General features: G+C 66.0%; 22 protein-coding genes, 1 tRNA gene and 1 pseudogene. 9 read left to right on the top strand and 15 right to left on the bottom strand.

The genetic code is table 11. The annotated features are described in order from the left end of the window. Positions 1 to 81: 81 nt before the first annotated feature. The gene (locus NQK81_RS22300; protein WP_306856057.1) at positions 82 to 1,653 is read left to right on the top strand and encodes an alkaline phosphatase D family protein; all 1,572 of its coding nucleotides are present in this window, start codon (positions 82 to 84) and stop codon (positions 1,651 to 1,653) included. Positions 1,654 to 1,697: 44 nt separating this feature from the next. Next, positions 1,698 to 1,770: transfer RNA gene (locus NQK81_RS22295), tRNA-Thr, on the top strand. A gap of 612 nt (positions 1,771 to 2,382) precedes the next feature. On the opposite strand, the gene NQK81_RS22290 is transcribed toward NQK81_RS22295, so the two are convergent. After that, complete coding sequence (locus NQK81_RS22290) at positions 2,383 to 3,096, bottom strand: TetR/AcrR family transcriptional regulator (RefSeq protein ID WP_257489656.1); 714 nt, start codon at positions 3,094 to 3,096, stop codon at positions 2,383 to 2,385. Positions 3,097 to 3,202: 106 nt separating this feature from the next. Here NQK81_RS22290 and NQK81_RS22285 point away from each other — a divergent pair, with 106 nt between their 5' ends. The 3 genes from NQK81_RS22285 (at position 3,203) to NQK81_RS45280 (ending at position 5,632) form a co-directional block, all read left to right on the top strand. After that, a complete protein-coding gene (locus tag NQK81_RS22285) occupies positions 3,203 to 4,294 on the top strand; it encodes an FAD-dependent monooxygenase (protein ID WP_257489655.1) in 1,092 nt (363 codons plus the stop codon). 27 nt (positions 4,295 to 4,321) lie between these two features. Beyond that, on the top strand, positions 4,322 to 4,780 hold the full coding sequence (locus NQK81_RS22280) for a DUF6640 family protein (protein WP_257489654.1): 459 nt from the start codon (positions 4,322 to 4,324) through the stop codon (positions 4,778 to 4,780). A gap of 468 nt (positions 4,781 to 5,248) precedes the next feature. After that, positions 5,249 to 5,632 carry a hypothetical protein gene (locus tag NQK81_RS45280; RefSeq protein ID WP_306856056.1) on the top strand — a complete coding sequence of 128 codons (384 nt, stop codon included), beginning with the start codon at positions 5,249 to 5,251 and terminating at the stop codon, positions 5,630 to 5,632. Between the two features lie 212 nt (positions 5,633 to 5,844). Here NQK81_RS45280 and NQK81_RS22270 read toward each other — a convergent pair whose 3' ends face one another. From NQK81_RS22270 to NQK81_RS22215, 13 genes and pseudogenes are all read right to left on the bottom strand, one after another. Then, positions 5,845 to 6,153 (bottom strand): hypothetical protein, encoded by a 309-nt coding sequence (locus NQK81_RS22270; RefSeq protein ID WP_257489653.1) that lies wholly within the window; start codon positions 6,151 to 6,153, stop codon positions 5,845 to 5,847. Further along, positions 6,113 to 6,934, bottom strand: coding sequence for an IS21-like element helper ATPase IstB (istB, locus tag NQK81_RS22265; protein WP_257489652.1), 822 nt, complete (start codon positions 6,932 to 6,934; stop codon positions 6,113 to 6,115). Before istB ends, NQK81_RS22270 begins: the two co-directional genes overlap by 41 nt. Continuing rightward, positions 6,934 to 8,551: pseudogene (gene istA, locus NQK81_RS22260) on the bottom strand (IS21 family transposase). Before istA ends, istB begins: the two are co-directional and overlap by 1 nt. 487 nt (positions 8,552 to 9,038) lie before the next feature. Further along, positions 9,039 to 9,302: a DUF4238 domain-containing protein gene (locus NQK81_RS22255; protein WP_257489651.1), complete on the bottom strand. Its 264-nt coding sequence runs from the start codon at positions 9,300 to 9,302 to the stop codon at positions 9,039 to 9,041. Positions 9,303 to 9,478: 176 nt separating this feature from the next. Next, the gene (locus tag NQK81_RS22250; protein ID WP_257489650.1) at positions 9,479 to 10,423 is read right to left on the bottom strand and encodes a hypothetical protein; all 945 of its coding nucleotides are present in this window, start codon (positions 10,421 to 10,423) and stop codon (positions 9,479 to 9,481) included. 9 nt (positions 10,424 to 10,432) lie between these two features. Continuing rightward, entirely contained in the window at positions 10,433 to 10,765 is a 333-nt protein-coding gene (locus NQK81_RS22245; protein ID WP_257483791.1) for a hypothetical protein, read from the bottom strand. Between the two features lie 373 nt (positions 10,766 to 11,138). Then, on the bottom strand, positions 11,139 to 11,981 hold the full coding sequence (locus NQK81_RS22240) for a S1 family peptidase (protein WP_257483792.1): 843 nt from the start codon (positions 11,979 to 11,981) through the stop codon (positions 11,139 to 11,141). Positions 11,982 to 12,678: 697 nt separating this feature from the next. Next, positions 12,679 to 13,635: a phosphotransferase family protein gene (locus tag NQK81_RS22235; protein ID WP_257483793.1), complete on the bottom strand. Its 957-nt coding sequence runs from the start codon at positions 13,633 to 13,635 to the stop codon at positions 12,679 to 12,681. 53 nt (positions 13,636 to 13,688) lie between these two features. Beyond that, positions 13,689 to 14,603 carry an inositol monophosphatase family protein gene (locus NQK81_RS22230; protein WP_257483794.1) on the bottom strand — a complete coding sequence of 305 codons (915 nt, stop codon included), beginning with the start codon at positions 14,601 to 14,603 and terminating at the stop codon, positions 13,689 to 13,691. Between the two features lie 90 nt (positions 14,604 to 14,693). Further along, positions 14,694 to 15,401, bottom strand: a complete 708-nt coding sequence (locus NQK81_RS22225) for a 7-carboxy-7-deazaguanine synthase QueE (RefSeq protein WP_257483795.1) — start codon at positions 15,399 to 15,401, stop codon at positions 14,694 to 14,696. Positions 15,402 to 15,412: 11 nt separating this feature from the next. Next, positions 15,413 to 15,976: a 6-pyruvoyl trahydropterin synthase family protein gene (locus NQK81_RS22220; RefSeq protein WP_257483796.1), complete on the bottom strand. Its 564-nt coding sequence runs from the start codon at positions 15,974 to 15,976 to the stop codon at positions 15,413 to 15,415. A 296-nt stretch (positions 15,977 to 16,272) separates the two neighbouring features. Next, entirely contained in the window at positions 16,273 to 16,677 is a 405-nt protein-coding gene (locus tag NQK81_RS45430; RefSeq protein WP_371878884.1) for an RNA polymerase-binding protein RbpA, read from the bottom strand. Then, positions 16,678 to 16,869, bottom strand: a complete 192-nt coding sequence (locus NQK81_RS22215; RefSeq protein WP_072029188.1) for a helix-turn-helix domain-containing protein — start codon at positions 16,867 to 16,869, stop codon at positions 16,678 to 16,680. Between NQK81_RS22215 and NQK81_RS22210 the strand changes: the two genes are divergently transcribed. From NQK81_RS22210 to NQK81_RS22200, 3 genes are all read left to right on the top strand, one after another. Next, complete coding sequence (locus tag NQK81_RS22210; RefSeq protein WP_257489990.1) at positions 16,784 to 17,071, top strand: hypothetical protein; 288 nt, start codon at positions 16,784 to 16,786, stop codon at positions 17,069 to 17,071. The two genes, NQK81_RS22215 and NQK81_RS22210, sit on opposite strands and share 86 nt — an antisense overlap. Before the next feature lie 422 nt (positions 17,072 to 17,493). Beyond that, the gene (locus tag NQK81_RS22205) at positions 17,494 to 18,735 is read left to right on the top strand and encodes a helix-turn-helix domain-containing protein (RefSeq protein ID WP_257489649.1); all 1,242 of its coding nucleotides are present in this window, start codon (positions 17,494 to 17,496) and stop codon (positions 18,733 to 18,735) included. Further along, positions 18,732 to 19,277: a flavoprotein gene (locus tag NQK81_RS22200; protein ID WP_257489648.1), complete on the top strand. Its 546-nt coding sequence runs from the start codon at positions 18,732 to 18,734 to the stop codon at positions 19,275 to 19,277. The genes NQK81_RS22205 and NQK81_RS22200 overlap by 4 nt, the downstream gene beginning before the upstream one ends. A gap of 98 nt (positions 19,278 to 19,375) precedes the next feature. Here NQK81_RS22200 and NQK81_RS22195 read toward each other — a convergent pair whose 3' ends face one another. Then, complete coding sequence (locus NQK81_RS22195; RefSeq protein ID WP_257489647.1) at positions 19,376 to 19,660, bottom strand: hypothetical protein; 285 nt, start codon at positions 19,658 to 19,660, stop codon at positions 19,376 to 19,378. 365 nt (positions 19,661 to 20,025) lie between these two features. On the opposite strand from NQK81_RS22195, the gene NQK81_RS22190 reads away from it, so the two are divergent. Beyond that, positions 20,026 to 20,184: a hypothetical protein gene (locus NQK81_RS22190; RefSeq protein ID WP_257489646.1), complete on the top strand. Its 159-nt coding sequence runs from the start codon at positions 20,026 to 20,028 to the stop codon at positions 20,182 to 20,184. The last annotated feature ends 125 nt before the right edge of the window (positions 20,185 to 20,309 follow it).

Here is a 20,309-nt window from a genome sequence, read left to right as displayed (position 1 = left end):
GTTGCAGGAAACCCGAAGTGGCGTCCACCACGTCGGAGGAAGATCATCGCGGGCTCGCCGGTTTACGGCACACTGCATGCCATGGCGCCCTCTGTGAGCAGGAGATCCGTTCTTCGCGCGGCCGGGGTCACCGCCGCCGGAACAGCGGCGGCATTCACCCTTTCGGGTGCATCTAGCGGGGCGGAGGCCCCGGTTTTCGCGCACGGGGTGGCGTCGGGCGATCCGATGCCCGATTCGGTGCTCCTCTGGACCCGTGTCACCCCCTCGCCGGACGCGGTTCCGGGATCCGGAAAAGGGATGCCCGTGGGCGTCCGGTGGGAGGTGGCCGACGACGCCGGATTCACGCGCGTCGTCGCTCGCGGTCACGTCCGGACGGGGCCGGAACGCGACCACACGGTGAAGGTGACAGCGGGCGGGCTGTGCGCGTCGACGGCGTATTGGTACCGCTTCACGGCTCAGGGGGAGGTCTCGCCGGCCGGGCGGACACGCACTGCGCCTTCTCATGACCAGGACGTCGCGAGCCTGCGGTTCGGCGTGGCCTCGTGTGCCAACTGGGCTGTCGGTCACTTCGCCCCCTACGGCTGTTTGGCCGACCGTGACGACCTCGACGCCTTCATCCACCTGGGTGACTACCTCTATGAGGGGAATCCCAACCCTGCAAGTGATCTCCGCCCTTCGGTGCCGCCCAACGAGTTGATCACCCTGGGGGACTACCGGCAACGCCACGCGATGTACAAGACGGACGAACACCTCCGGCGGCTTCACGCCCGTCACCCGATGGTCGCGACCTGGGACGACCACGAGGCCGCCGACAACGCCTGGTCCGGCGGGTCGCCGTCACACGACCCGGCGACCGAAGGCGATTGGGCGGACCGGATGCGGGCCGCGCACCAGGCGTACTTCGAATGGATGCCGGTGCGGCACCGCGGCGACCGGCTGTACCGGCGGCTGAAGTTCGGGAAGCTGGCCGACCTCACCATGCTGGACCTGCGGACGTACCGGACCCGGCAGCCCGGCCCGGCTCCGGGGACGGGCGGCACCATCCTCGGCGCCGAGCAACGCGAGTGGTTCCTCGACGGCCTCGCCCGCGGGACCGCGTCCTGGAACCTGATCGGGAATTCGGTGATGGTCACGCCGATCGAGATCCCCGCGCTGCCCACCCGCGAGCGGCTCGCGCTCGACGACCTGCTCGACGGCCAGCCGACCACGGTGAACACCGACCAATGGGACGGCTACACCGAGGATCGTCGCCGGGTCCTCGACACCATCGCGGCACAAGGCCGGGGCAACACGGTGTTCCTGACCGGCGACGTCCACTCGTCGTGGGCGAACGACGTGCCGCGCGACGGGACGAGCGTCGCCGTGGAGTTCGTCTGCCCGTCGGTCACCTCGGACAACATCGACGAACAGCTCGGCGTCCCGCCGCGGACCGGCTCGCTGAAGGTCGAGGCCGCGATCCGCGTGCTGAACCCGCACGTGCGCTTCGTCGAACTCGACTCGCACGGCCCCGGTGTCCTCGAAGTGACCCCGGAAGCCGTCCGGATGAACTGGTACTACGTCGCCGACCGCCGCGACCCGGCGACCGCCGTGACGTTCGCGCACGCCTTCCGGACGGTGGCCGGTGACCCCCGGGTGCGCCCTGCGGACGGCTGAACGGGCGCCGATATACTGGCCTTGCCCAGGCTGTCCTGGGCAAGGCCGCTATAGCTCAGCTGGTAGAGCATCTGTCTTGTAAACAGAAGGTCAGGGGTTCGAGCCCCCTTGGCGGCTCAAGATCAACATAGCCTTTGACCTGCTGGTATGACGCGTTATGTGAGTCCTGTTCGCATTATTCTCGGCGTCATTGGGCTCCGTTTCGTCTCCGTTTTCACAGGCGTGCCGATTTCGGGTCGAGTCTGCCTGCGGTACGGGCGATGTCTGGGCAGGATGAGGCTGGCGAGGCATGCTGTCTCGCATGGGCAGAGGTCCACGCGAGGAGTCCGAACGGCTCGCGAAGTGGTTCTTCGATCTTCACCGGTAACGCGGAAGAAGGGTGACGGCGTTCGTAGTCCGGTGCCCGGCGAAGGCCGGGTGTTCCGGCGAGGAGACCCACAGGCGGGTCCGTTACGTCTGGCTGGGCGATTCGGTCCCTGGCCGGGATGCGGCGGCCATCGCGTCCATTGGGCTTGGGACGGCGGCCGTGGCTCGAAGGACTTCATGTTCGCGAGCTGCGGACACGGAACGGGACGCATCCAGCTCGGGTTGCTCATGGGCATGGCCGAGGCGCTGGATTCCCGAAGACAGCGACATATCCCGGCGTGGTCTGAAGATTCGAATGTCACAGCAATGCCGCGCCGATGTGGACGCGGCGGCGCTCCACCGATTCTTGCGGCGCCTCGCGCGTCACGACTTCTGGTCGAGGCCGAGGATCCCGGTCAGCTCGCGAAGGCATTCCTCGTACACGGGCTCCAGGTCGGAGTAGGCGAAGTCCAGCTGGTGCAGGACTTCCATGCAGAGCAAGCCGTACAGCCGGGTCCAGCAGGACAGGAAGACGTGCGCGGCCTCGGGTGGGAGTTGTCCTCCGATGGTGGCGGAATAGGCGGTCAGCTGCTCCCACAATGACTCGGGCAGGTCACCCCGCTCGGGTACCGCGAACGGGCGGGTCCGCCACAACTCGACCGTGAGGTCCCGCAACACCTGTTCGAACCGTTGCGCGGCTTGGTGGCGTTCTGAGTCCGGCCGCCGATTCGACGGGGTGATCGGACTGGCGAAGATCCAGCGGAACTCGGCCGGATGGGCGACGGCCCAGGTGCGCATGGCACGGCAGACCGCGAGGATGCGCTCGCCCACCGGTGCGTCGGCGAGAGTGTCGCGGGCGTTTTCCATGGTGGCGGCCAATTCGAGGAAGAAGTCCGCGGTCACCGCGCCGATGAGCTCGTCGTGGCCGCTGTAGTAGTGGTACAGCGCCGGGCCGCTCATGCCCACCTGCCTGGCGACGGCGTTGATGGTGACCGCGGCCGGCCCCTTTTCGACGAGGAGTTCGCGGACGGCCTCATGGATTTCCTTCAGGGCCGCCTTGCGCTGCCTCTCCCGCCTGTTGCCGGTCTGTGCGGACATCCTCACCTCTCGGTCGCTCCACTGGCCCCTTGACACTCTAGACCATCTATGTTTCCTTAATGACTCTAAGTCAGCCTAGAGTCATTAAGGAGATCCTGTGGGGAAAGTGACCATCGTGGGAGGCGGTATCGGCGGTCTGACCGCGGCCGTCGCCTTCCAGCAGCGTGGCTGGCAGGTCGAGGTCCTCGAACGTGCTCCCGAGTTCACCGAGATCGGTGCGGGGGTGTCGATCCAGCCCAACGGTCTTCACGCGCTGGACGCCCTTGGCCTGGGCGATCCCCTGCGCGCGAGCGGCTTGGCCGATCCCCTCGCGGGTATCCGCCGCAAGAACGGTGACTGGCTGATCCGCAACGACGTCGGCGATCTGAAACGCCGCTTCGGCCAGTGGGTGACTGTGCACCGCGCCACTCTCGTCGACCTGCTGCGCTCGGCCGTGGCCGAATCGGCTCTGCGGTCGGGCACCTACGTGCACCTGGTGCAACCCGATGGCACGGTGCTCCACAGTGGAGGGACGTCCACCGCGGATCTCGTGGTGGGCGCGGACGGCGTGCACAGCGTGACCCGGCGATCGGTCTGGCCACACATCCCGGGTCCGCGCTACGTCGGATACACCACCTGGCGTCTCATCGCGCCGCCTCGCCCTGTCGAGGCGAGCGTGGAAACCTGGGGCAAGGGTGAGCGATTCGGGCAGGTGCCGATGCCCGACGGCCGCGTCTACTGCTACCTGATGGCCAACGCCCCGAGCGGCTCCCGCGTGGGCCTGGACAGCCTGCGCGAGCGGTTCGCGGACTGGCACGACCCCATCCCGGCAATGCTGGAAACCGCGAGCGAAGTGCTGCAGCACGACACCTACGAATTGCCCGAGCTGGACACCTACGTCTGCGGGAACGTCGCGCTCCTCGGCGACGCCGCGCACGCGATGACCCCCAACCTGGGGCAGGGTGCCTGCCAGGCGCTCGAGGACGCGGTGACCCTCGCCGCGGCGGTGGACACCCTCGGCGTGCGCGACGGACTGGCGGAATACGACCGTGTCCGCAAGCCACGCACCCAGCTGATCGCCCGCCGTTCCCGGCAGGCCGGTGCTCCCGCGCATTGGACGTCCCCGCCACTGACGGTGTTACGCGACGTGGTTCTTCCCCTCCTGCCGAACTCGGTCTTCGCCCGCTCGGCCACTGCCGCCTACGGCTGGACGCCCTGACTCCCCGACGTTCGAAAGGCGAACGAAATGCTCTTCCCCCGGATCGTGATCGGCCTCGTCGCGGTGATCACCGCCGTCGGCGCCGTACTCGCCGATCTGGTCATCCCCGGCCTGGCCGCGCAGCACGCCTTCAACCCCGCATGGCCTCCTCACGCCAAATTCCATGACGCCCAGTACATGGTGATGACCGTGCTCCTCGGCATCATCGGACTTACCCTCGTCCTGCGGCGAGCCGGGAACCCGCGAGGACGGCTGCTCTGCGCTGCGGCGATCCTGGCCACTCCCTGGCTCGGCATGGCCGGCGCGTTCCTGTTCCCCGGCACCGCCACCTACGATCCCGAGTTCGCCGGCCAGACCCGGTTCGTTCTCGGCATGCACGGACAGGTTTTCCTGGCGATCGTCCTGCTTCTGGCCCTGGTCGTCGCGATCCTGGCGACACTGCGTACTCCCGCGGAATCCAGTTCGCGCGGAGGTGATCGACTCTGACCCCATTACGGCCGTGCAGCGCGTCCACTGGCTCGACGTGGAGTCCCCCGATCACCTTCTCCGGGCGGCATCGGCAGCCCACGTCCGTCGACGGCCAGGTGGATCTTGGTGCTCAGCACCGCCGCGGGACAGTCGATTTCCTTTTCCGGCTCCGGCGAAGTGCCGGTGCGCCCGGACGCCGCTGGAGTCCACGAGACGACCCACTCCTGTCCAGCTCACCGACGAAGAGGCGCTCGCCGTGCTGCTCGCCCCGCTCGATCGGACGTTCGCCATCGAACGGCCCGGCGAGTTCGCCGAACGGGCCACCGGGATGGACGAGAAACGCCCCCGTCCACCCGGACGCCGACGAGACCTTCCGGATCAGCCTCGACTTCCTGCTCGACGGTATCGAAGCCGGTCTCTCGCGCTGACGCGTCGTGTCAGCGCCGTGGCCGCCCCGTGTCAGCGCGGCACACGAACGTGGTCACCATGAACACTTCACTGAGGGGCACCAAGAACATCTTCCGGCGGGTCGGTGTCACCGCGCTGGCCGCCACCCTGCTGACCGGCGTGGCCGCGACGACGGCCACCGCCCAGGAGGATCGGCCGGAACTGCGGCAGGCCGTCCAGGAGTTCGTCGTCGACGAAGCGGCCGATGAGAGCGCCGAACGTCTTTCGATCCTCTTCGGACCAGTCGTTCAGGGTATCGGCGAACCAGCCGAGCATGGTCTTCAATATCCGTCGGCCATCGACGTTCCGTCCGGCGTCAGTTCGACATGGACGGCACCGAGCGTCGCACCGAAGTCCAACGCTACCGCGAACTTGTCACACACTTCTTCGCGGACTTGTGACACCCAGCGCGCCGAATTCTAGTCCAACCCGGCCACGAGCCGTCGCCTGCAAGGCAAGCCAAGGCCGTCTCCGATTGGGCTCCGTTGCCGCCGTAGAGCCCGACACAGCTCGACACTCGGATGGGTGATTGTGACTGTGTGAACTGACCGCAGATGTTCGTGTGTTGTGACCGCACTTGCGGACCGATTTCATGATCAATGTCGATGAGAATTGACCGCACTCGGCAGGCGATGTCAGGGGTCGTGGGGCCAGCGGCTGTCGGCGAGGGGCGTTCCGGGGTCGTAGCGCAGTTGCGCATCATCGGGGCTGGTGGCGAGGGCGTGGGCGATCTCCTGCCATGTGTGGCCGCCTGCGCGGGCGTCGTGCACGAGCTGTGGCAGGAATCGTTCGGCCTGCTCGATTAGGCTGCTGACCAGACCGATGGCGGTGAGGTCGTCGCCGAGCCAAAGCCCGCGGCGTTCGGCGAGGGCGGCCAGGGCGTTGTCGACCAGGTCGTAGGTGTCATCGCCGCTTCGTGGACTTGGATTGTTGTTGCTGGTCATGGGTTTCTGCCTGGGCTCGGCTGTGGGCGAGGCGGTAGGAGTCGGTGCCGGTTTCGATGATGTTGCCGCCGAAGGTGAGCCGGTCGACGATGGCGGCGCAGAGCCGTGGGTCGGTGAAGGTCTTGGTCCAGCCGCCGAAGCTTTCGTTGGACGCGATCGCGACGGACGCCTTCTCCTCCCGTTCGGTGAGGACTTGGAAAAGCAGTTCGGCGCCGCGGCGGTCGAGCTCCATGTAGCCGAGTTCATCGATGCATAGAAGATCGACACGCCCGTAACGGGCGATCGTCTTGGTCAGCATCAGCTCGTCGGCAGCCTCGACAAGTTCGTTGACCAGCTTGGTGGCCAGGGTGTATTTGACCCGGAATCCGGCCATCGCGGCCTCGGTGCCCAGGGCGATGAGCAGGTGCGATTTGCCGGTTCCGGAGTCACCGATGAGGCAGAGCGGCAGGCCCTTCTTGACCCAGTCGCAGGTGGCGAGGGTGTGGATGACTGCGGGGTCGACGTTGGGGTTCTCGTCGAAGTCGAACCCGCGCAACGACTTCTCGCGGGGGAAGTTGGCGGCTTTGATGCGGCGTTCGGAGCGGCGACGGGCGCGGTCGTCGCATTCGGCCATGAGCAGCTCGGCGAGGAAGCCGCGGTAGGACATCTGCTCGCGGGCCGCGGCCTCGGCGATGTCGGGATACTGGCTTCGGATGGTCGGCAGCCGCAGGACGCGGCAGGCCTGGTCGACGGCGGCGTCGGCGGCTTGCTCGGTGAGTCCCCGGTGGCGTTTGGTGGGCATCAGCGTGTTCCTTTCCTGCGGCGTCGGCTGGGCAGCAGCTGGTCATAGACCGCGACCGAGGGCAGCGGCCGGGTGTCGGACGGCAGCTGCGCGAGCCGCCGCAGCGTCAGCGAGGTAACCGACGCCGCCGGTTCTGCGGGCAGCGCGAGGTCGGCTCCGGTGTCGTTCTCGACGGCTTTGCGGGCTTCCAGCGCGACGGCGTCGGCGGTGAGCGCGCCCGCGCGCAGGGCGGCGGCCAAGCCGGCCACGACGTGTTCGTGGGCGAGGTGGCGGTGCAACAACATCACCTCGATCAAGGCGCGGGTGCCCTCCGCCTCGCCATGGGCTTTGCGGGCCGCGGCCCACCAGGCGTCGTGAACCGGGGTGAACTTCCCGGCGGCGCGGGCCTGCTCGAGCGCGGTCGCGCCGGGCAGCGCCCCGGGTTTGCGCAGCAGCGCTTCGAGATAGTGGTCCAGATCGACCCGTGAGCCGCTTTTGCCCAGCAGCCGCTCGTGCCGGGCGGCCTCACTGCGGCCGTCGAAGACGACCAGCTCGGAAGCGTGCAGCAGGACTCGGACCGGGTGGCCGATCAGCCGGACCGGGACCGAGTACTGGTTCGTGCGGACGCTGATGAGCGAGTAACGGTTGACCCTCGGGGTGAACCAGCGCCCGGTCTCGAACGGCTCGGTCGGCAGCGGCCGCAGCAGCGGTGCTTCGAGCGCGAACATCTGGCCGATGGTGCGCGGGCGAGTGCCGATGCGGCGGTGGTCGTCGGCGACGTCGAACTCGTCGATCATCGCGTTCAGTTCGGCCAGCGATTCGACCTCCGGGACCGGGACCAGGTGGTTGCGGCGGAACCAGCCGATCTGGCCCTCGACACCGCCTTTCTCGTGCGCCCCGGTCAATCCCGGCTGGCAATAGAAAGGTTCGATGCCCCAGTGGGATCTGAACGCGACCCATCGTTCGGTCTCGACGCGCTGGCGGGAAAACCCGATCACCTGCGCGACAGCGGCCTTCAGGTTGTCGTAACGGATCTGGCCCACCGGGACCCCGCCCAGAACGCGGAAAGCGTGCTCGTGGCCCTCGAAAAACGCCTCCTGCCCACCTGAGGCCGACACCCGATGCACCGACTTCCCCGAGAACGAGCAGCGCAACGCGAACAGGAAACACGTCACCGTCGTGCCGCGCAGCCGGACCGCGATCTCACCGAAGTCAACCTCGGCCTCCATCCCGGGCCCGGTGCTCCTGCGGGATGAACGCCGAAGCTGGGCCGCGCCCGGCCTCGGCCCGGATCTCCGCCCGCCGGGTCGCGACATAGGCGCGCACCACCTGATAGGACACGTCGGTCATGCCGTGCTCGTCCATCAGCCGGGCAAAGATGCGGGTGACGGTGTGGCGCTGCTTGCGCGGTGCGTCCAGATCCGCCCGCAGGAACTCGTCGATCACCGGCTTGAACGGATCCAGCTTCGATCCCCGCGGCGGCAGCTTCTTCCGCTGCTCCGGCCAGGCCGAGGACAGCGCCTTCACCACCGTCCGGCGCCCTACGTTGTACTTGCCCGCCAACGCCCGCCCCGACATCCCCGACCGGGCATCCCGGCGGATCGCGGCGTACAGCTCGACCTTCGACTGGGCAGGCATCCCATGCTCCCTCACCTGAAGCACATGCATCCTGCCACCGCAAGCACCAAGTGCGGTCAAAACTCACGGATACAAACACCCCGACCACACACAGTGCGGTCACCAGCCGCCGACAACTGCGGTCACATCACACCGACAAAACCAGATGGGCCGGGAGGCCCGCGCTCACCTGCGCAGATGGTCGAAATTCGACACATCGCGGCACTGGCTGACACCTTTTAATCCGTAGGTTCTGCGTTCGAGCCCCAGGCGGCCCACAACATCAACATCCCCGCTGACCTGCGGGGATGTTGGTTCTATGTGCCATGTTGCCTCGACGAGGACGGCGATTGGGCTCCGTTTCGTCTCCGTTTGCTCTGGTGCGCCGATGTCGATGCCTGGGTTGACCTGCGGCTGGTGGCGACGCTCTGAACCGGCGCGCGTAGTTGCCCGCCCGGGCAGGACCCTCCGCCAACCACGATCTGAGTGTGGTGCGCCTAGGTAGCCGTCAGCGGCCGGCCGCCGCAGCCGCCTCGACCTCCGACAGCTGATCCTCGAAGGCATCGGAGGGAGCACCGTTCGCGGTATGGGTGAGGTAGAAGTCCGTCTCAACAGTCGCCGAGGTCACCGATATCGGGTGCCGCTTCGTGCCGGGCAGCTCGACACGCGTTAGCTGTGGATGCCCGCGTCGAGTGCGTAGTGGGCGCGCGAACCGGACGAGGTGGGAACGGGGAACGGTGTGATGGGCCCGCTTACGCTGCTGATCGGTCACTGAAGTTCCATTCGACTCGCCGGTGTCAGCCCAAGTATCCGCCGGTCTCTCGTGACATGACCAGAACGCCGCTGTGAGGCGACCTGGATAGCAGCCCGACAGCCCTCCCCCTCGCTGTCCTCCCTTTTCATGGTGCTTGCAGCCGACCTCTAGCTGCCGACGCGGCTCCAGGCCCCTTAGAAGTCGGTGTCGCCGAGCGGGAAGTGCTCTTTGTCCCATTGCCGACGTAGCACGATCAGGGCGGCTCGATTGAGAACCGTGATCTCGGGCTTGTTCTCGTGTGTCGTTCGGGCGATGAGTCCTTGTAGCTCGAGGTAGGTGAGCGACCTGCGGAGCCGGTGGGTGGTGTAGCGGCCGTTGTGTTTTGTTGCTGCGACTTTTGCGGCGGGTGAGTGAATCAGGTCCGGGGTTCGCTGGTGCCAGAGTTCGACAAGTCGGGTGCGGTCGCAGGTCGGCTGGGCGTGGTCGGTGATCTCGAGGAGGAGGTCGGCGACGTCCACGGTTTCACCGGTGACTGGTGTGCCTTGGAACTCTATGAGTCCGTTCTTGATGCGGCGAGCGGCACCGCGGCGGCCTCGTTCGGCGGCGACCGCGTCAGCGAGCCGGTAGCTGGCGTTGGCTGAGTTGGGCCAGGGGAGGAGCTGTAGCCGGGCCCAGAGTGCGATGTCGGCGAGTGATTCCTCGCCGGCGTGGGCTTGGCGGTGGTCGTCGACCGCGACCGCCAGCGCCAGGAGCGAGTGCCGCAGGGACTCCACGACGCTGTCGCGGTGGATTAAGCGGAAGCGGTCGGCGGCTAGGGCGAGGTATTGGTGGAGGACGGTGTTGAAGCCGCTGGCTCGTTCACGCCAGGCGATGAACTCGCGATACTGGCTGGTGTGCTCGACAGCGGTCATGAGACCGGCGTCGTGTTGCTTCTCGGCGAGCTTGATCTGGTCGCGGCGGCATGTGGCCGTGTGGCTCGCCTGGGCTTCAATAGTTTTGAGTACGCGGTAGGTCTGAGAGACGCGGTCGTCGGCGAGTAGGGCTTCCCACCTGTCGCGGTGAGATGGGGTGAAGGCTTCGCGGATGTAGTGCTCGGCGTCTTCGTCGTTCGCTAGGTCGTACGGGAGCGAGTTCGGCACGGTTGTCCCTCACGGGGTGGTCGGTTCACGGTGGCAATCGGCGCAGAGTTGCGCGTTCGGCGGCAGGGGAGCGTCGACGAGGCCGATGCGTGCGCATCGAGTCAGGACCGCGGTGTACTCCCCGGACTTGGTCGGTATCGGCTTCTCGCTGACCTGATGCACGACATACGGGGAAGTGACGCCGATACATGGCTGGCCTGGAGTAGCTGCCGTGACGAGCTGGCCGGCGCCCGGCTCGTGCGGTAAGTCGAGGTCGCAGGGTGGCCAGAACAGCGCGTCCACGCCGAGCTGCGGCTCTGAAACGCGGCCGGGCGTGTGCAACGGGTGCACGGTCGCCAGCATCGCTGTTCCCGCTCGTACGGGATGCCGGTCCGCTGCCGCAGTGGCGGACACCGATGAGGTTCGGACTCTGCGGCCAGGACGACGGATCTGGACTCCGTCCGCGACCAGGAAGGCGCGCACGGCCCGGACGGACAAGTGGTATACAACCGCGAGGTCGCGCAAGGTGGCGCCAGCCTGGTAGCGGACGCTCAGCCCTAACGGCGGACGTGAGTCTCGGCGACATCGTGACGAGACGGCGCGCGCAGTCCGGTAACCCATCTCCGTCCCTGTCCGTCGGGTGGTGTTCTGGTTGAGACGTTCATCAACGCCGATGTCCTGGAAGGTGGGGTGTGCCGCCCCCTTTCGAGAGGAGGCGGCACCCCGAGATCGGTGGCTAGGTGGCGTTGCCGGTGCGGGCGACGTGATAGATCCAGTCCCGCAGCTCCGGGGAACTGGTGAAGACGTCGGGTGTGACGCCGCAGAATTGGGGGTCGGCGGAACGACTGGCGTTTCCGACGAGCTGGGGTACTCCGTCGATGGTGGCCAGGGCAGGTGTTCCGGAGTCTCCGAAGCAGCTGCCGTCGGTGCCGCTGGGATTGTCGGTGCAGATCTCTCCGGCGGAGATGAACGCTGCAGCGCAGCGCGACGGCGCGGTGACACGAGTGTCGAGCTTCTGCAGGCGCCTCGGCAGGCCGGAGCGGGTGCTGTCAGGTTCGGTCACGCCCCACCCGTACAAGGTGACTTTGTCACCACGTCGGGCGGTGTCGCGGGTGAGTTGCACGGTCGGCTGCTGGAGCAGATGGTCGAGCTTGAGCATCGCGGCGTCGACGACCTTCTTCTTTGGCGCGCCCTGTCCCCACTGCCAGCCGGGGTGTACCACGATCTTGCTGACGGTCGCGGTCTCGCCGCCGGAGAGCCGGTCGAGGCTGCCGACCCGGACGTGGAATCGCTTGTCCGCGGTCGGAATCGGCGCGTCATCAGTGTTGAACCACTGACTTGCCGTCGATCGAGCCGCAGGTCCCGCGGGCGGATCCGTGACGCAGTGCGCGGCGGTGAACAGCCAGCCACGGAACACCAGGCCGCCGCCACAGGTGTGGTAGTCGACGTACTTCTCACCGTGTTCGGGTGCGTCGTACTGCAGCGAGGCGATCCCCGGCGGCGCGCTCGCGGCCGGGTGACCACCGATCAGCATCGGCTCGACCCGCGGGGGTGGAGTGTCGGCGACGGCCGTCGTCACGGGGGCAGTCAACGCGGTGGCGATGCTCACCGCTACGGCGGCTGCGAACGACAAAGTCTTTCTGTGCAAGGAGCTGTCTTTCTAGTCGATGAAGGGGCTGAACTGTGCAGTGAGGAGTCGCTACGTGCGTGTGGCGGCCCGCGTCCGGAGTGGTCTACGCGCGGCGGAGGAAGGCTCACCTAGCCCACCGCCTGGCCGCGGGCGGGGACAGAATGCGGTGCGTGAGGCGTTACTAGCGCGTCCTCGGACTGGGCCTTCGTCGTGTCTGAGGCGTAAGAATGCGGGGCAGCTGGAGGGTCTGCTGCTCGTGATTCGCGGTGGTTCGCCGGAGGTCGCGGTCGGACGCGGGCCAGGCCGGGCGAGGTTGCTGATGCTCGGCCGCGATGCGTGCGGTAATACCCGCTACCGAGTCTGGGCGGGAGTTCCAGCGCCGACGCCGTTGGCGGGCGCGGGTGCGCAAGGCGAGCACCGCGCCAGCTAACAGCAGGACAGTCACGAGGCCGACGGGCAGGGCCGGGTTCATCGCCGTTCCGGTTGCTATGGGTCATCAGGCACTCGTCCAGTTGTGGATAGCGGTTGTTCCAGGCTGTGTCCGGCGCGGGTGCACAGGCTCGAAGGACCTGCACGCGCTCGGATAATCGAGGCGTTGCCTAGGCGGGCTTCCCACGAGGTGAAGGTCCTTGGTCAACGTTCTTCCTCACAGGAAGTCGTGGTCCAGAAGGTTCCGTACTCGTGTGCGTTGGGCTTCGAACTCTTCGGCTCGTGCGACGCGGCGCTGCCACAGGCGGCTGAGCCAGTGGAGTGCAACGGTGCGCTGGGCGGCAAGGAACCGTCGGCGGCTGTCCTCGTCACTGACGCGGAGGTCGGGTAACAGGGAGATCCACCGGGCGTCGTCGATTGCGCGGGCACTGGGGTGCTCGATGATGTCCGCGGCGTCGTAGGCGGCTTCGCTGTATCCGGCGAACTCCCAGCCGGCCACTCGGGCGGTGGATCCGTCCCAGAGCCAGTTCGACAAGTTGGAGTCGCCTCGGGAGAAGATCCTGGGTGCCGGGTCGAGAAGCGTCGTCACGGCGCCGCACTCACTCCAGGCGTCGAGGATCGCGCGCATGTCGTAGGTGTCCGGATCGTCGAGGTGATCATCGAGCTGACCGGACCATGTGCCCATGAGCCGGTGCACGATGTCCCTCGCCGCGCCGGCTCGTGGGGTGTCGGCGAACGGTCCGGCCGGGACTCTGCGCACATCGGAGAGGACAGCGACCATGGCGCGCAGTGCGCTGACCGGCTCGTCAAGTCCAGGCACCGCCAGGCCAGGCAGCATCGTCGTAGCCACAGCGGGGAGTTCCGGGTCTGGGTCGTGCCACAGCGGCTGTGGTACCGCCCTGATTCCCGAATCAGCGAGATGGACCAGCGCCCGATACTCACGGACGGCGCGATCATGATCGCCGGATGCGTACAGCTTGAGGCAGATCTCGTCACCTGGGCCGTCCCAGGCGAAGGAGCGATTCCTGCGGCCACCAGATAGTCGGCGCATCCGTAGTCCGGGCAGATCGTCGTCCAGCATGCCCGGGCTTCGCTGATGGAAAATGCGCAATTCAGCGAGCAGTGCAGAGGGTATTGATGTGGCTTGCAGCAAAGCGATTACCTCGGCGTTCATCGAAAAATGTTTGGAAGAACGTCACCCGCGTTTGCGTCCGGCGGCAGCGGTCCCTATGTGACAGTCGGGCTGGGTCTTGGCGTTTCGTTCGTAGGTCCAGAGCTGTCTTCCGCTGCTGTGCACGCAAGGCTGCCGTGGTCGGCCTGATCGCTGCCGGGCCAGAATCGGCTGCCGCGCAAGGGGTGTAGCAGGGGTAGCACTTCCTCGGAGAGTCCTGGGCTGACCGCTACGACGCAGCGGGAACGCACGGAGTGTGGGCTGGCGTCCGAGTCGAGAACCCGTGCTCCGGCCTCACGGGCGATGACAGCGCCGCCTGCGGTGTCCCAGGTCCGGTTGCCGAGCAGAATGCAGGCGTCGAGGGTTCCGTCGGCGACCCAGACCAGGTCGAGCGCGGAGGATCCATAGCGGCGAAGTCCCTGTGCGCGTGCGGTAAGGGAGTGGTCCAGGGACGCGCACAGGACGTCACGCAAGCCCGTGTCAGTACCACTGCCATAGTCACTGAAGCCAATCAAGGCTTTGTTGAGCCTGTCGGTATTCGATGTTGTGATCGGCTCGTCGTCACGGAAGGCGCCGCCGCCTTCCGTTGCCGAGTATCGGTGCCCGAGAAAGGGCAGTGCGGTGACTCCTAGTACTGGTTGCTCGTTGTGTACCAGACCGAGTGCGATCGCGCAGAGTGGGTTGCCGTGCTGGTGGTTGATCGTGCCGTCGATGGGATCGAGAACCCAGTAGGTGTCACGGTTTCCGACTGGGCCCGTCTCCTCGCCAAGAAACCCAACGTCGGCGCCGCCCGCGCCTGCCAAGCACTGGTGTATCAGGCGCTCGACCGTCTCGTCGACGTCCGAAACAGGATCGCGGTCACCCTTGTAGCGGATCTGACGTGGAGGGTGGCGAAGCACATGCTCCACGGCGAGATCCATGGCGTTGTGCGCAGCCGAGAGTGCGAACGTGAGATCAGGTCGCTGCGCCATCTGAGCCCTTCAGATGCTTCGTTGCTGACGGATACCGTCGGGCCGTTCCCTTTGTGACCGTTGAATAGGCGTGGATCAGTGAACTCGGTATCAGTGGCCACGATCGTTCTCCCATAGCAGGGTGTGAAGTCGGGTAGATAGGTGCCACCGGCGGGACAGCACTGGCTCGGCCAGCAGTCGCGTCCGTGCCAGCACAGTGGCGCTGTCGGTGCCCTCCGGCATGATCCAGACCGGCTTGAGGTCGTAGGTCCCGACTAGCTCTTGGACCTCGTCCAAGTCGTTGGCCTCTTGGACGACGAACTTCCAGATGGCTTTCCCGGTGCCGGCGAAGTGACGCAGCACTGCTGGGCGGACGCGTTGATGGCGGCGCAGCCCCGAATGCGCGAGCTTCGGTGAGACGTTGAACCGTGTCACTGCCGAGGTGAGGAAGTCCGTGGGCGAGATGGTGCCGGAGGTTTCGATCTCGATATCGGCGGCGAGCGCGCGCTCCCGAATCTCGTGCACCAGCAGCTCCAGGACACGCGGCTGTAGCAACGGCTCGCCGCCCGTGATCACCAGCAGCTCGGCGGGAGTAGAGGCAAGCCAGGACAGGATGTCGTCGATCGAGAGAACTCGCTGCTCGGCGGCGAGATCGTACCGGGCTGGGTCATGGGTTTGGGGGGTGTCGCACCACGCGCAGGACAAGTGACAGCCGAAGAGGCGGATGAAGTGCGCGTACCTGCCAGTGCTGGGACCCTCACCTTGAAAGGTGGGGCCGAAGGTTTCGTTGACCACGAGGTCGCGGGCTACATCGGACACAGCGGGTGGCTTCACAGGACGTCCGCCGGTCCGTAGCTCGCCGCGTTGAGGTGCGTTTCACGTACGAACACCCGGCCGACCGAGGCTTCGGGAGCACAAGGCAACCCGACGAGTACGGCCTGGCTCGCTCGCCGCAGCAACACCGCCACTGCTTCGACAGTCGGCCAGGGCAAGTCGGCAGCCAGCACTTCCTCACTGCCGACCGCCTCACGGTTGTTCGCGCCGAAGCGGAAGACTTTGGAACCCGCAGTAGCAAGGTGCATAGCGAGCGGATCCCGGATCCCGAGCATGGTTCCGTGATCAAGGTGGGTGTCGATCCATTGCCGAACTCCGGCTTTAAGGGCGCCGAACTCCACGACAGTGCCGTCGCTACTCAGAGCGGGAGCGCAGACGGATACGGTGACCCGCCAGGAATGTCCGTGCAGGCTGGTGCACTTGCCGTTCAAGTGCGGTAGCCGGTGCGCGGTTTCGAAGGTGTGCTCGATGCTGATCAGATGGGCCGTCGGCGCAGCAGCGGCCATGGTGGGCTTCTCCTGGTCGGCGATGATCTGCCCGTTTGCCTCCATGTCGTACATCGCGAGTGCCGGATCCTTTCGCCGCGAGCGCGCACAGCACACGCGTTTCGCTAAACGGGAAGTGGGTGTGGTGTGCGGCGGAAGGTCGAGGGGCGTGAGGTGCCTTCCGCCGCACACCACGCCTCAGTCAATGCCGGATGATCGACGCGATCCAGAGCGCCAATGAGGCGCCAATGAGGCGTGGACACTGCGTCGCTCACCCTGACCAGGGAAGCGATGCGACGCCACTGGGCCTCAGCAGTCGGCACGTGTTCACCAGGTCGGGGTCCTCAGATGATCCGGCTGGGTGAACGCGGTCAACTGCTGTAGCTGAACGAGTACGTCCTGTCTCCGAGGTAGACGCAGCCAGGCCGCGGACCTCCCTGCCGTTCGATCGCCGCAAGTGCCTCGGCGAGTAGCGTCTCCAGTTCGGCTACCGTGCGCCGTTCGTGCAGCTTTGCCAGGTGTGTCCGAGCCGGCTTCGTCTCCCGGTCCCCGGACGAGTCGCCGGTGGATGACCGGAATCGGGCGCAGTCCTCGAGCCCATGCTGTCGGCAGCTCCAATGCGGCGGAAGGACCGCATCCGCCGCGAAGCGCACGGTGAACACATGTCCACGTGAACACGTGAACCTGGCTGCCACTCGGTCTACGGGGTCATCGTCGCGATCAGACTCCACGCTGGCGCGACCCCAGCGGTAACCGCGCAACACTGCTCGTCGCATCTATTTGGCGCCGATCTGACGATTGCTGCGGCGCCTGGGCGAGCCGGTGAAAGGCCGGCCGCCTCGCCCACGCAGCTGCACACCGGACTCAAGCAAGAGTCGGTGAATGAAGCCGTACGAGCGGCCAGTCAGCTCGACCAAAGCTCGGATGCTGGAACCGCGTTCGTACTCTTCCCTCAGCTTCGAACGCACGCGGATTCTTGCAGCCCCGGTGACCTGCTTCCTTTTTGTGAGCTTCGAGACCGATGTCATGGGTCAGCCTCTCTGCCCGCGGCAAGTGGTCATTCTCGTTCCAGTTGCAGGCGACGCGAGAAGCGGCTGGCTGCGAGCGGAGACGAAAATGCCCATGCTGCAGCGTCGTGTTTTCGGAAAGAGCGCAATCATTGTCTATTGAGTCCCTTCATGTTCTGTCGTTGGCGATTTGCTGGCTAGTCATTAGTGTGCGGTCAATTTTTGCCAATGAAAATGGTGAAATTGACTCTAAGAGGAATGTTCATGTGTGGACTGGAGGGATTGCGGGGCAGGGGTTTCGTGTCGCGCAGATATTGGCGAACGCCAGTAGAACGCCTGCCGCTTTGTGTTGCCAGAGCGCGTATGGAGCGGTCATAGGGCGCCAATGCGGCGTTGGCTGTTATGAGCTGCGTCGTTGAGTTGGGCAGTGTCGACGGTTGCGCACGATGAGGTGAAGGGTTAGCGATCCCTCGACCAGCTTGCTGGAGTGTGGTAGTCCGAACGGGTGCAGCTCGTCGAGGAGGTGCTCGGCCTTGATCAGTAGCCGGTTATCGTGGCGGTGACCGGCGAGGCAAGGTGACAGTGATGGGTATGCAGCGAAAAGCCTTCGCGGCTCGGCGCGAGGCGCTCGGCTTCACCCAGGAAACCTTCGCCCAGCAGCTCAAGGTAGAGCTGTCGACGGTCGGGCGATGGGAGCGCGGAACACTGACACCGCACGCCTGGAGACGTCCTCGCATCGCTGAGTTACTTCGAGTGTCTCTTGACGAACTTGCAGTCCTCCTCAACCCGTCGGTGGCGAAGCTTGTCGTCAGGCAGCCCTCGTCCACGCAGCGCGAGGTCATGGTGGATGCGGCCCTTGTCGCTGGCGGGGCAGCCATTGACGTGCTGGGCAGGCGTAGCGAGGAATCGCTGTGTCGCCGGATGGACCGAGCGGGAGTGTCGGCACGAGTTGCGGATCTCCATCGGAGATATCAGGCCGCCCGCTACGCCGATGCTGCCCGGCGATTGCCGTCTGTCAGGGGAGCTGTCGGTGCTCTGATCGACAACGGGCCAGCGCAAGGGCGGCAGGAGGCGCTGAGGCTCCAGTGCAGTGTGGAGATCGTCGCGGCCAAGCTGGCGACGAAGGGGGGCGACGGCGAGGCCGGTTTAGCCGCGGCTGAGCTGGCGCGCGTAGCGGCTGAAGAGGCTGAGGACACCTTCGGTGTCGCTGCGGCGGCATATCAACGAGCCTGCGCTCTGCTGCGCTCCAGCAGCACAGAGGGCGTTGAACAGATTAATGACGCTGAGAAGCTAGCGGTCTCCGCCGCCACCGCTCTGCGAGGTCAAGACCCACAGAGTGTGACCTGGCGGGGCGCGTTGACCCTGATCGGTTCTGTTATTGCCGCGCGCCGCGCCGACCATGTTGAAGCGGATGAACGGCTCAAGCACGCTGATGAACTCGCACAGCGGCTCGGCGTCGATGGCAACATCGGGTGGACCGCGTTCGGCCCGTCGAAGGTGCTGATCCACCACACGTCCGTCGCAGTCGCTCTGGACGATCCCCATCGCGCGCTCGCGACGGCGGAGCAGCTGGACATCACTGGACTACCGGCCGGGCTGAACGGCCGCCAAGCTCAGTTCCACTTGGACAGTGCGTGGGCGCACACACAGCTCGCCGAGGACCCACAGGCAGTAATCCACCTGCTGGAGACCGAGCGTGTGGCTCCAGAACTGGTTCGAACCAACCCGAACGCACGATCGCTGATCGCGGATTTGCTGGCCCGGGAGCGCCGCCAAGAGGTGCCAGCTCTACGTGGTCTCGCGTTGCGAGCAGGGGTCGCGGTGTGACCCCTGCTCGACAGCATCTCTACCTGGTCGCCTCGGCAGCACCCCCGGTGTTGCGACTCGAGGAATTCATTCCCCACCTGTCCGCCGACGGCTGGGCCGTGTGCGTGATCGCGACACCGACGGCTGCCTGCTGGATCGACCTTGACGATTTGGCAACGGCAACAGGATGTGTGACACGGGTGCAACCGCGGCCGCCCCGCCAGAGGGAGAAGTCACTTCCGCGAGCCGACGCAGTTCTGGCCGCGCCACTGACCTTCAACTCGATGAACAAGTGGGCGTCGGGTATCAGCGACACGTTCGCGTTGGGCGTGCTCAACGAGATGCTCGGCACCGAAGTACCCATCGTCGCCGCTCCGTGTGTCAAAGCCGTCCTTCGTCGGCACCCCGCGTATGCGGACAGCGTCGCTCGACTGACGAAGGCCGGTGTGACGCTGCTCGACCCGGACGCGATCACCACCCGCGCCGAGGATGGCCTGGCCACCTTCGACTGGTCGTACGTCACCTCCGCCCTGCGCACTGCGGTCACGCCCAATTATGGGTAGATGAGGCGGAGCGACGTTGGCCATCTAGTACGTGGCCAGGTAAGTCAAAGTCCCAGGTCAAGCACCTAAAGCGTGTCAGGACAGGTCGCGGTCGTCGGTCAACTCGGCGGATCGGGGTCGGCCAGCTTGGGCGGCTCCACGGCAGGCGGGCGCTGCTCCGGGTTCTTGCCGTCGGCGTCCTCGGGTGCTGGCGGCGACGCGGGCGGACCAGTTTCGATGGAGAAGATCAGCGACTTGATCCGGACATGCTCGCCGGGCTTCGCTTGCTTGAGGATCAGGCGGGTGACGAACCACTTGCCAAAGATCACCATCAGAAGGATGCAGGGGAGAGCCCAGAGGCTCGACACGGACGCCGTCACGACGCGGAAGATGTTCTCGTACACACGCTGCCCTCACCGCTAGCGGACTCGGGGCATCCCCCCAGCCGACAAGGATGGCGTACGCATGTAACTCACGTCGGGCGGTGCCGACTACATCATTCAGCTACGAACCGGCCCCAGCGGTGCGTGGGTGCGCACCGGACGGAACGTAGGTGGTCGCTCTCAGGCAGACCTTATTGGGTGGTCCCACTAATGGGACCGTGCACAGCTTTTGTTCACTAGACCGATTTTCGTGACTTGTAACCAGCCGGTACGAGGAGTCTCCTCCTGTCCGACTCGGTCCCTGAGTCACGTGACACTCATCATACCGTAGGCATCCGGGCGGGGTGTGGCACCCACTGTGACTTGAAGCTGACATGGGGCGTCACATGATCGAACCCGCGTTCGGTCGCTCCACGTCTGACGGTCCACCGGGAGAGATGACCTGGGACGGCCTCATCGGCAGCATCCTCGGCGGCAGCGGCAGCGGTGACCTTCCCGGCGAGGTTGACCTTGTAGGCGGCGGCCTCCTCAACGGCCTTGTCTAGGATCGTGTAAACGCAAAAAGGCCCCGCCTCGCAAGGGAGACGGGGCCTTACGCGTGTCGATCATTCAGGGGACTTCGCCCAGCCGACCCAGTTGAGGCGCTGGCCGAAGAACAGCGTCCCGGCGA

Source organism: Amycolatopsis roodepoortensis (assembly GCF_024628825.1).
In the GTDB taxonomy this organism is placed as follows: Bacteria; Actinomycetota; Actinomycetes; order Mycobacteriales; family Pseudonocardiaceae; genus Amycolatopsis; species Amycolatopsis roodepoortensis.
This window is presented reverse-complemented; position numbering and strand designations above follow the sequence as displayed.

Bases quoted from the DNA above. Each gene is read 5' to 3' on its own strand.
- NQK81_RS22300 (WP_306856057.1), top strand. From the start codon at position 82: ATGGCGCCCTCTGTGAGCAGGAGATCCGTTCTTCGCGCGGCCGGGGTC.
- NQK81_RS22290 (WP_257489656.1), bottom strand. From the start codon at position 3,096: ATGTCCGCACAGACCGGCAACAGGCGGGAGAGGCAGCGCAAGGCGGCC.
- NQK81_RS22280 (WP_257489654.1), top strand. From the start codon at position 4,322: ATGCTCTTCCCCCGGATCGTGATCGGCCTCGTCGCGGTGATCACCGCC.
- NQK81_RS45280 (WP_306856056.1), top strand. From the start codon at position 5,249: ATGAACACTTCACTGAGGGGCACCAAGAACATCTTCCGGCGGGTCGGT.
- NQK81_RS22270 (WP_257489653.1), bottom strand. From the start codon at position 6,153: ATGACCAGCAACAACAATCCAAGTCCACGAAGCGGCGATGACACCTAC.
- istB (WP_257489652.1), bottom strand. From the start codon at position 6,934: ATGCCCACCAAACGCCACCGGGGACTCACCGAGCAAGCCGCCGACGCC.
- NQK81_RS22245 (WP_257483791.1), bottom strand. From the start codon at position 10,765: ATGCTGGCGACCGTGCACCCGTTGCACACGCCCGGCCGCGTTTCAGAG.
- NQK81_RS22235 (WP_257483793.1), bottom strand. From the start codon at position 13,635: ATGAACGCCGAGGTAATCGCTTTGCTGCAAGCCACATCAATACCCTCT.
- NQK81_RS22230 (WP_257483794.1), bottom strand. From the start codon at position 14,603: ATGGCGCAGCGACCTGATCTCACGTTCGCACTCTCGGCTGCGCACAAC.
- NQK81_RS22220 (WP_257483796.1), bottom strand. From the start codon at position 15,976: ATGTACGACATGGAGGCAAACGGGCAGATCATCGCCGACCAGGAGAAG.
- NQK81_RS45430 (WP_371878884.1), bottom strand. From the start codon at position 16,677: ATGCGACGAGCAGTGTTGCGCGGTTACCGCTGGGGTCGCGCCAGCGTG.
- NQK81_RS22210 (WP_257489990.1), top strand. From the start codon at position 16,784: ATGAAGCCGTACGAGCGGCCAGTCAGCTCGACCAAAGCTCGGATGCTG.
- NQK81_RS22205 (WP_257489649.1), top strand. From the start codon at position 17,494: ATGGGTATGCAGCGAAAAGCCTTCGCGGCTCGGCGCGAGGCGCTCGGC.
- NQK81_RS22190 (WP_257489646.1), top strand. From the start codon at position 20,026: ATGATCGAACCCGCGTTCGGTCGCTCCACGTCTGACGGTCCACCGGGA.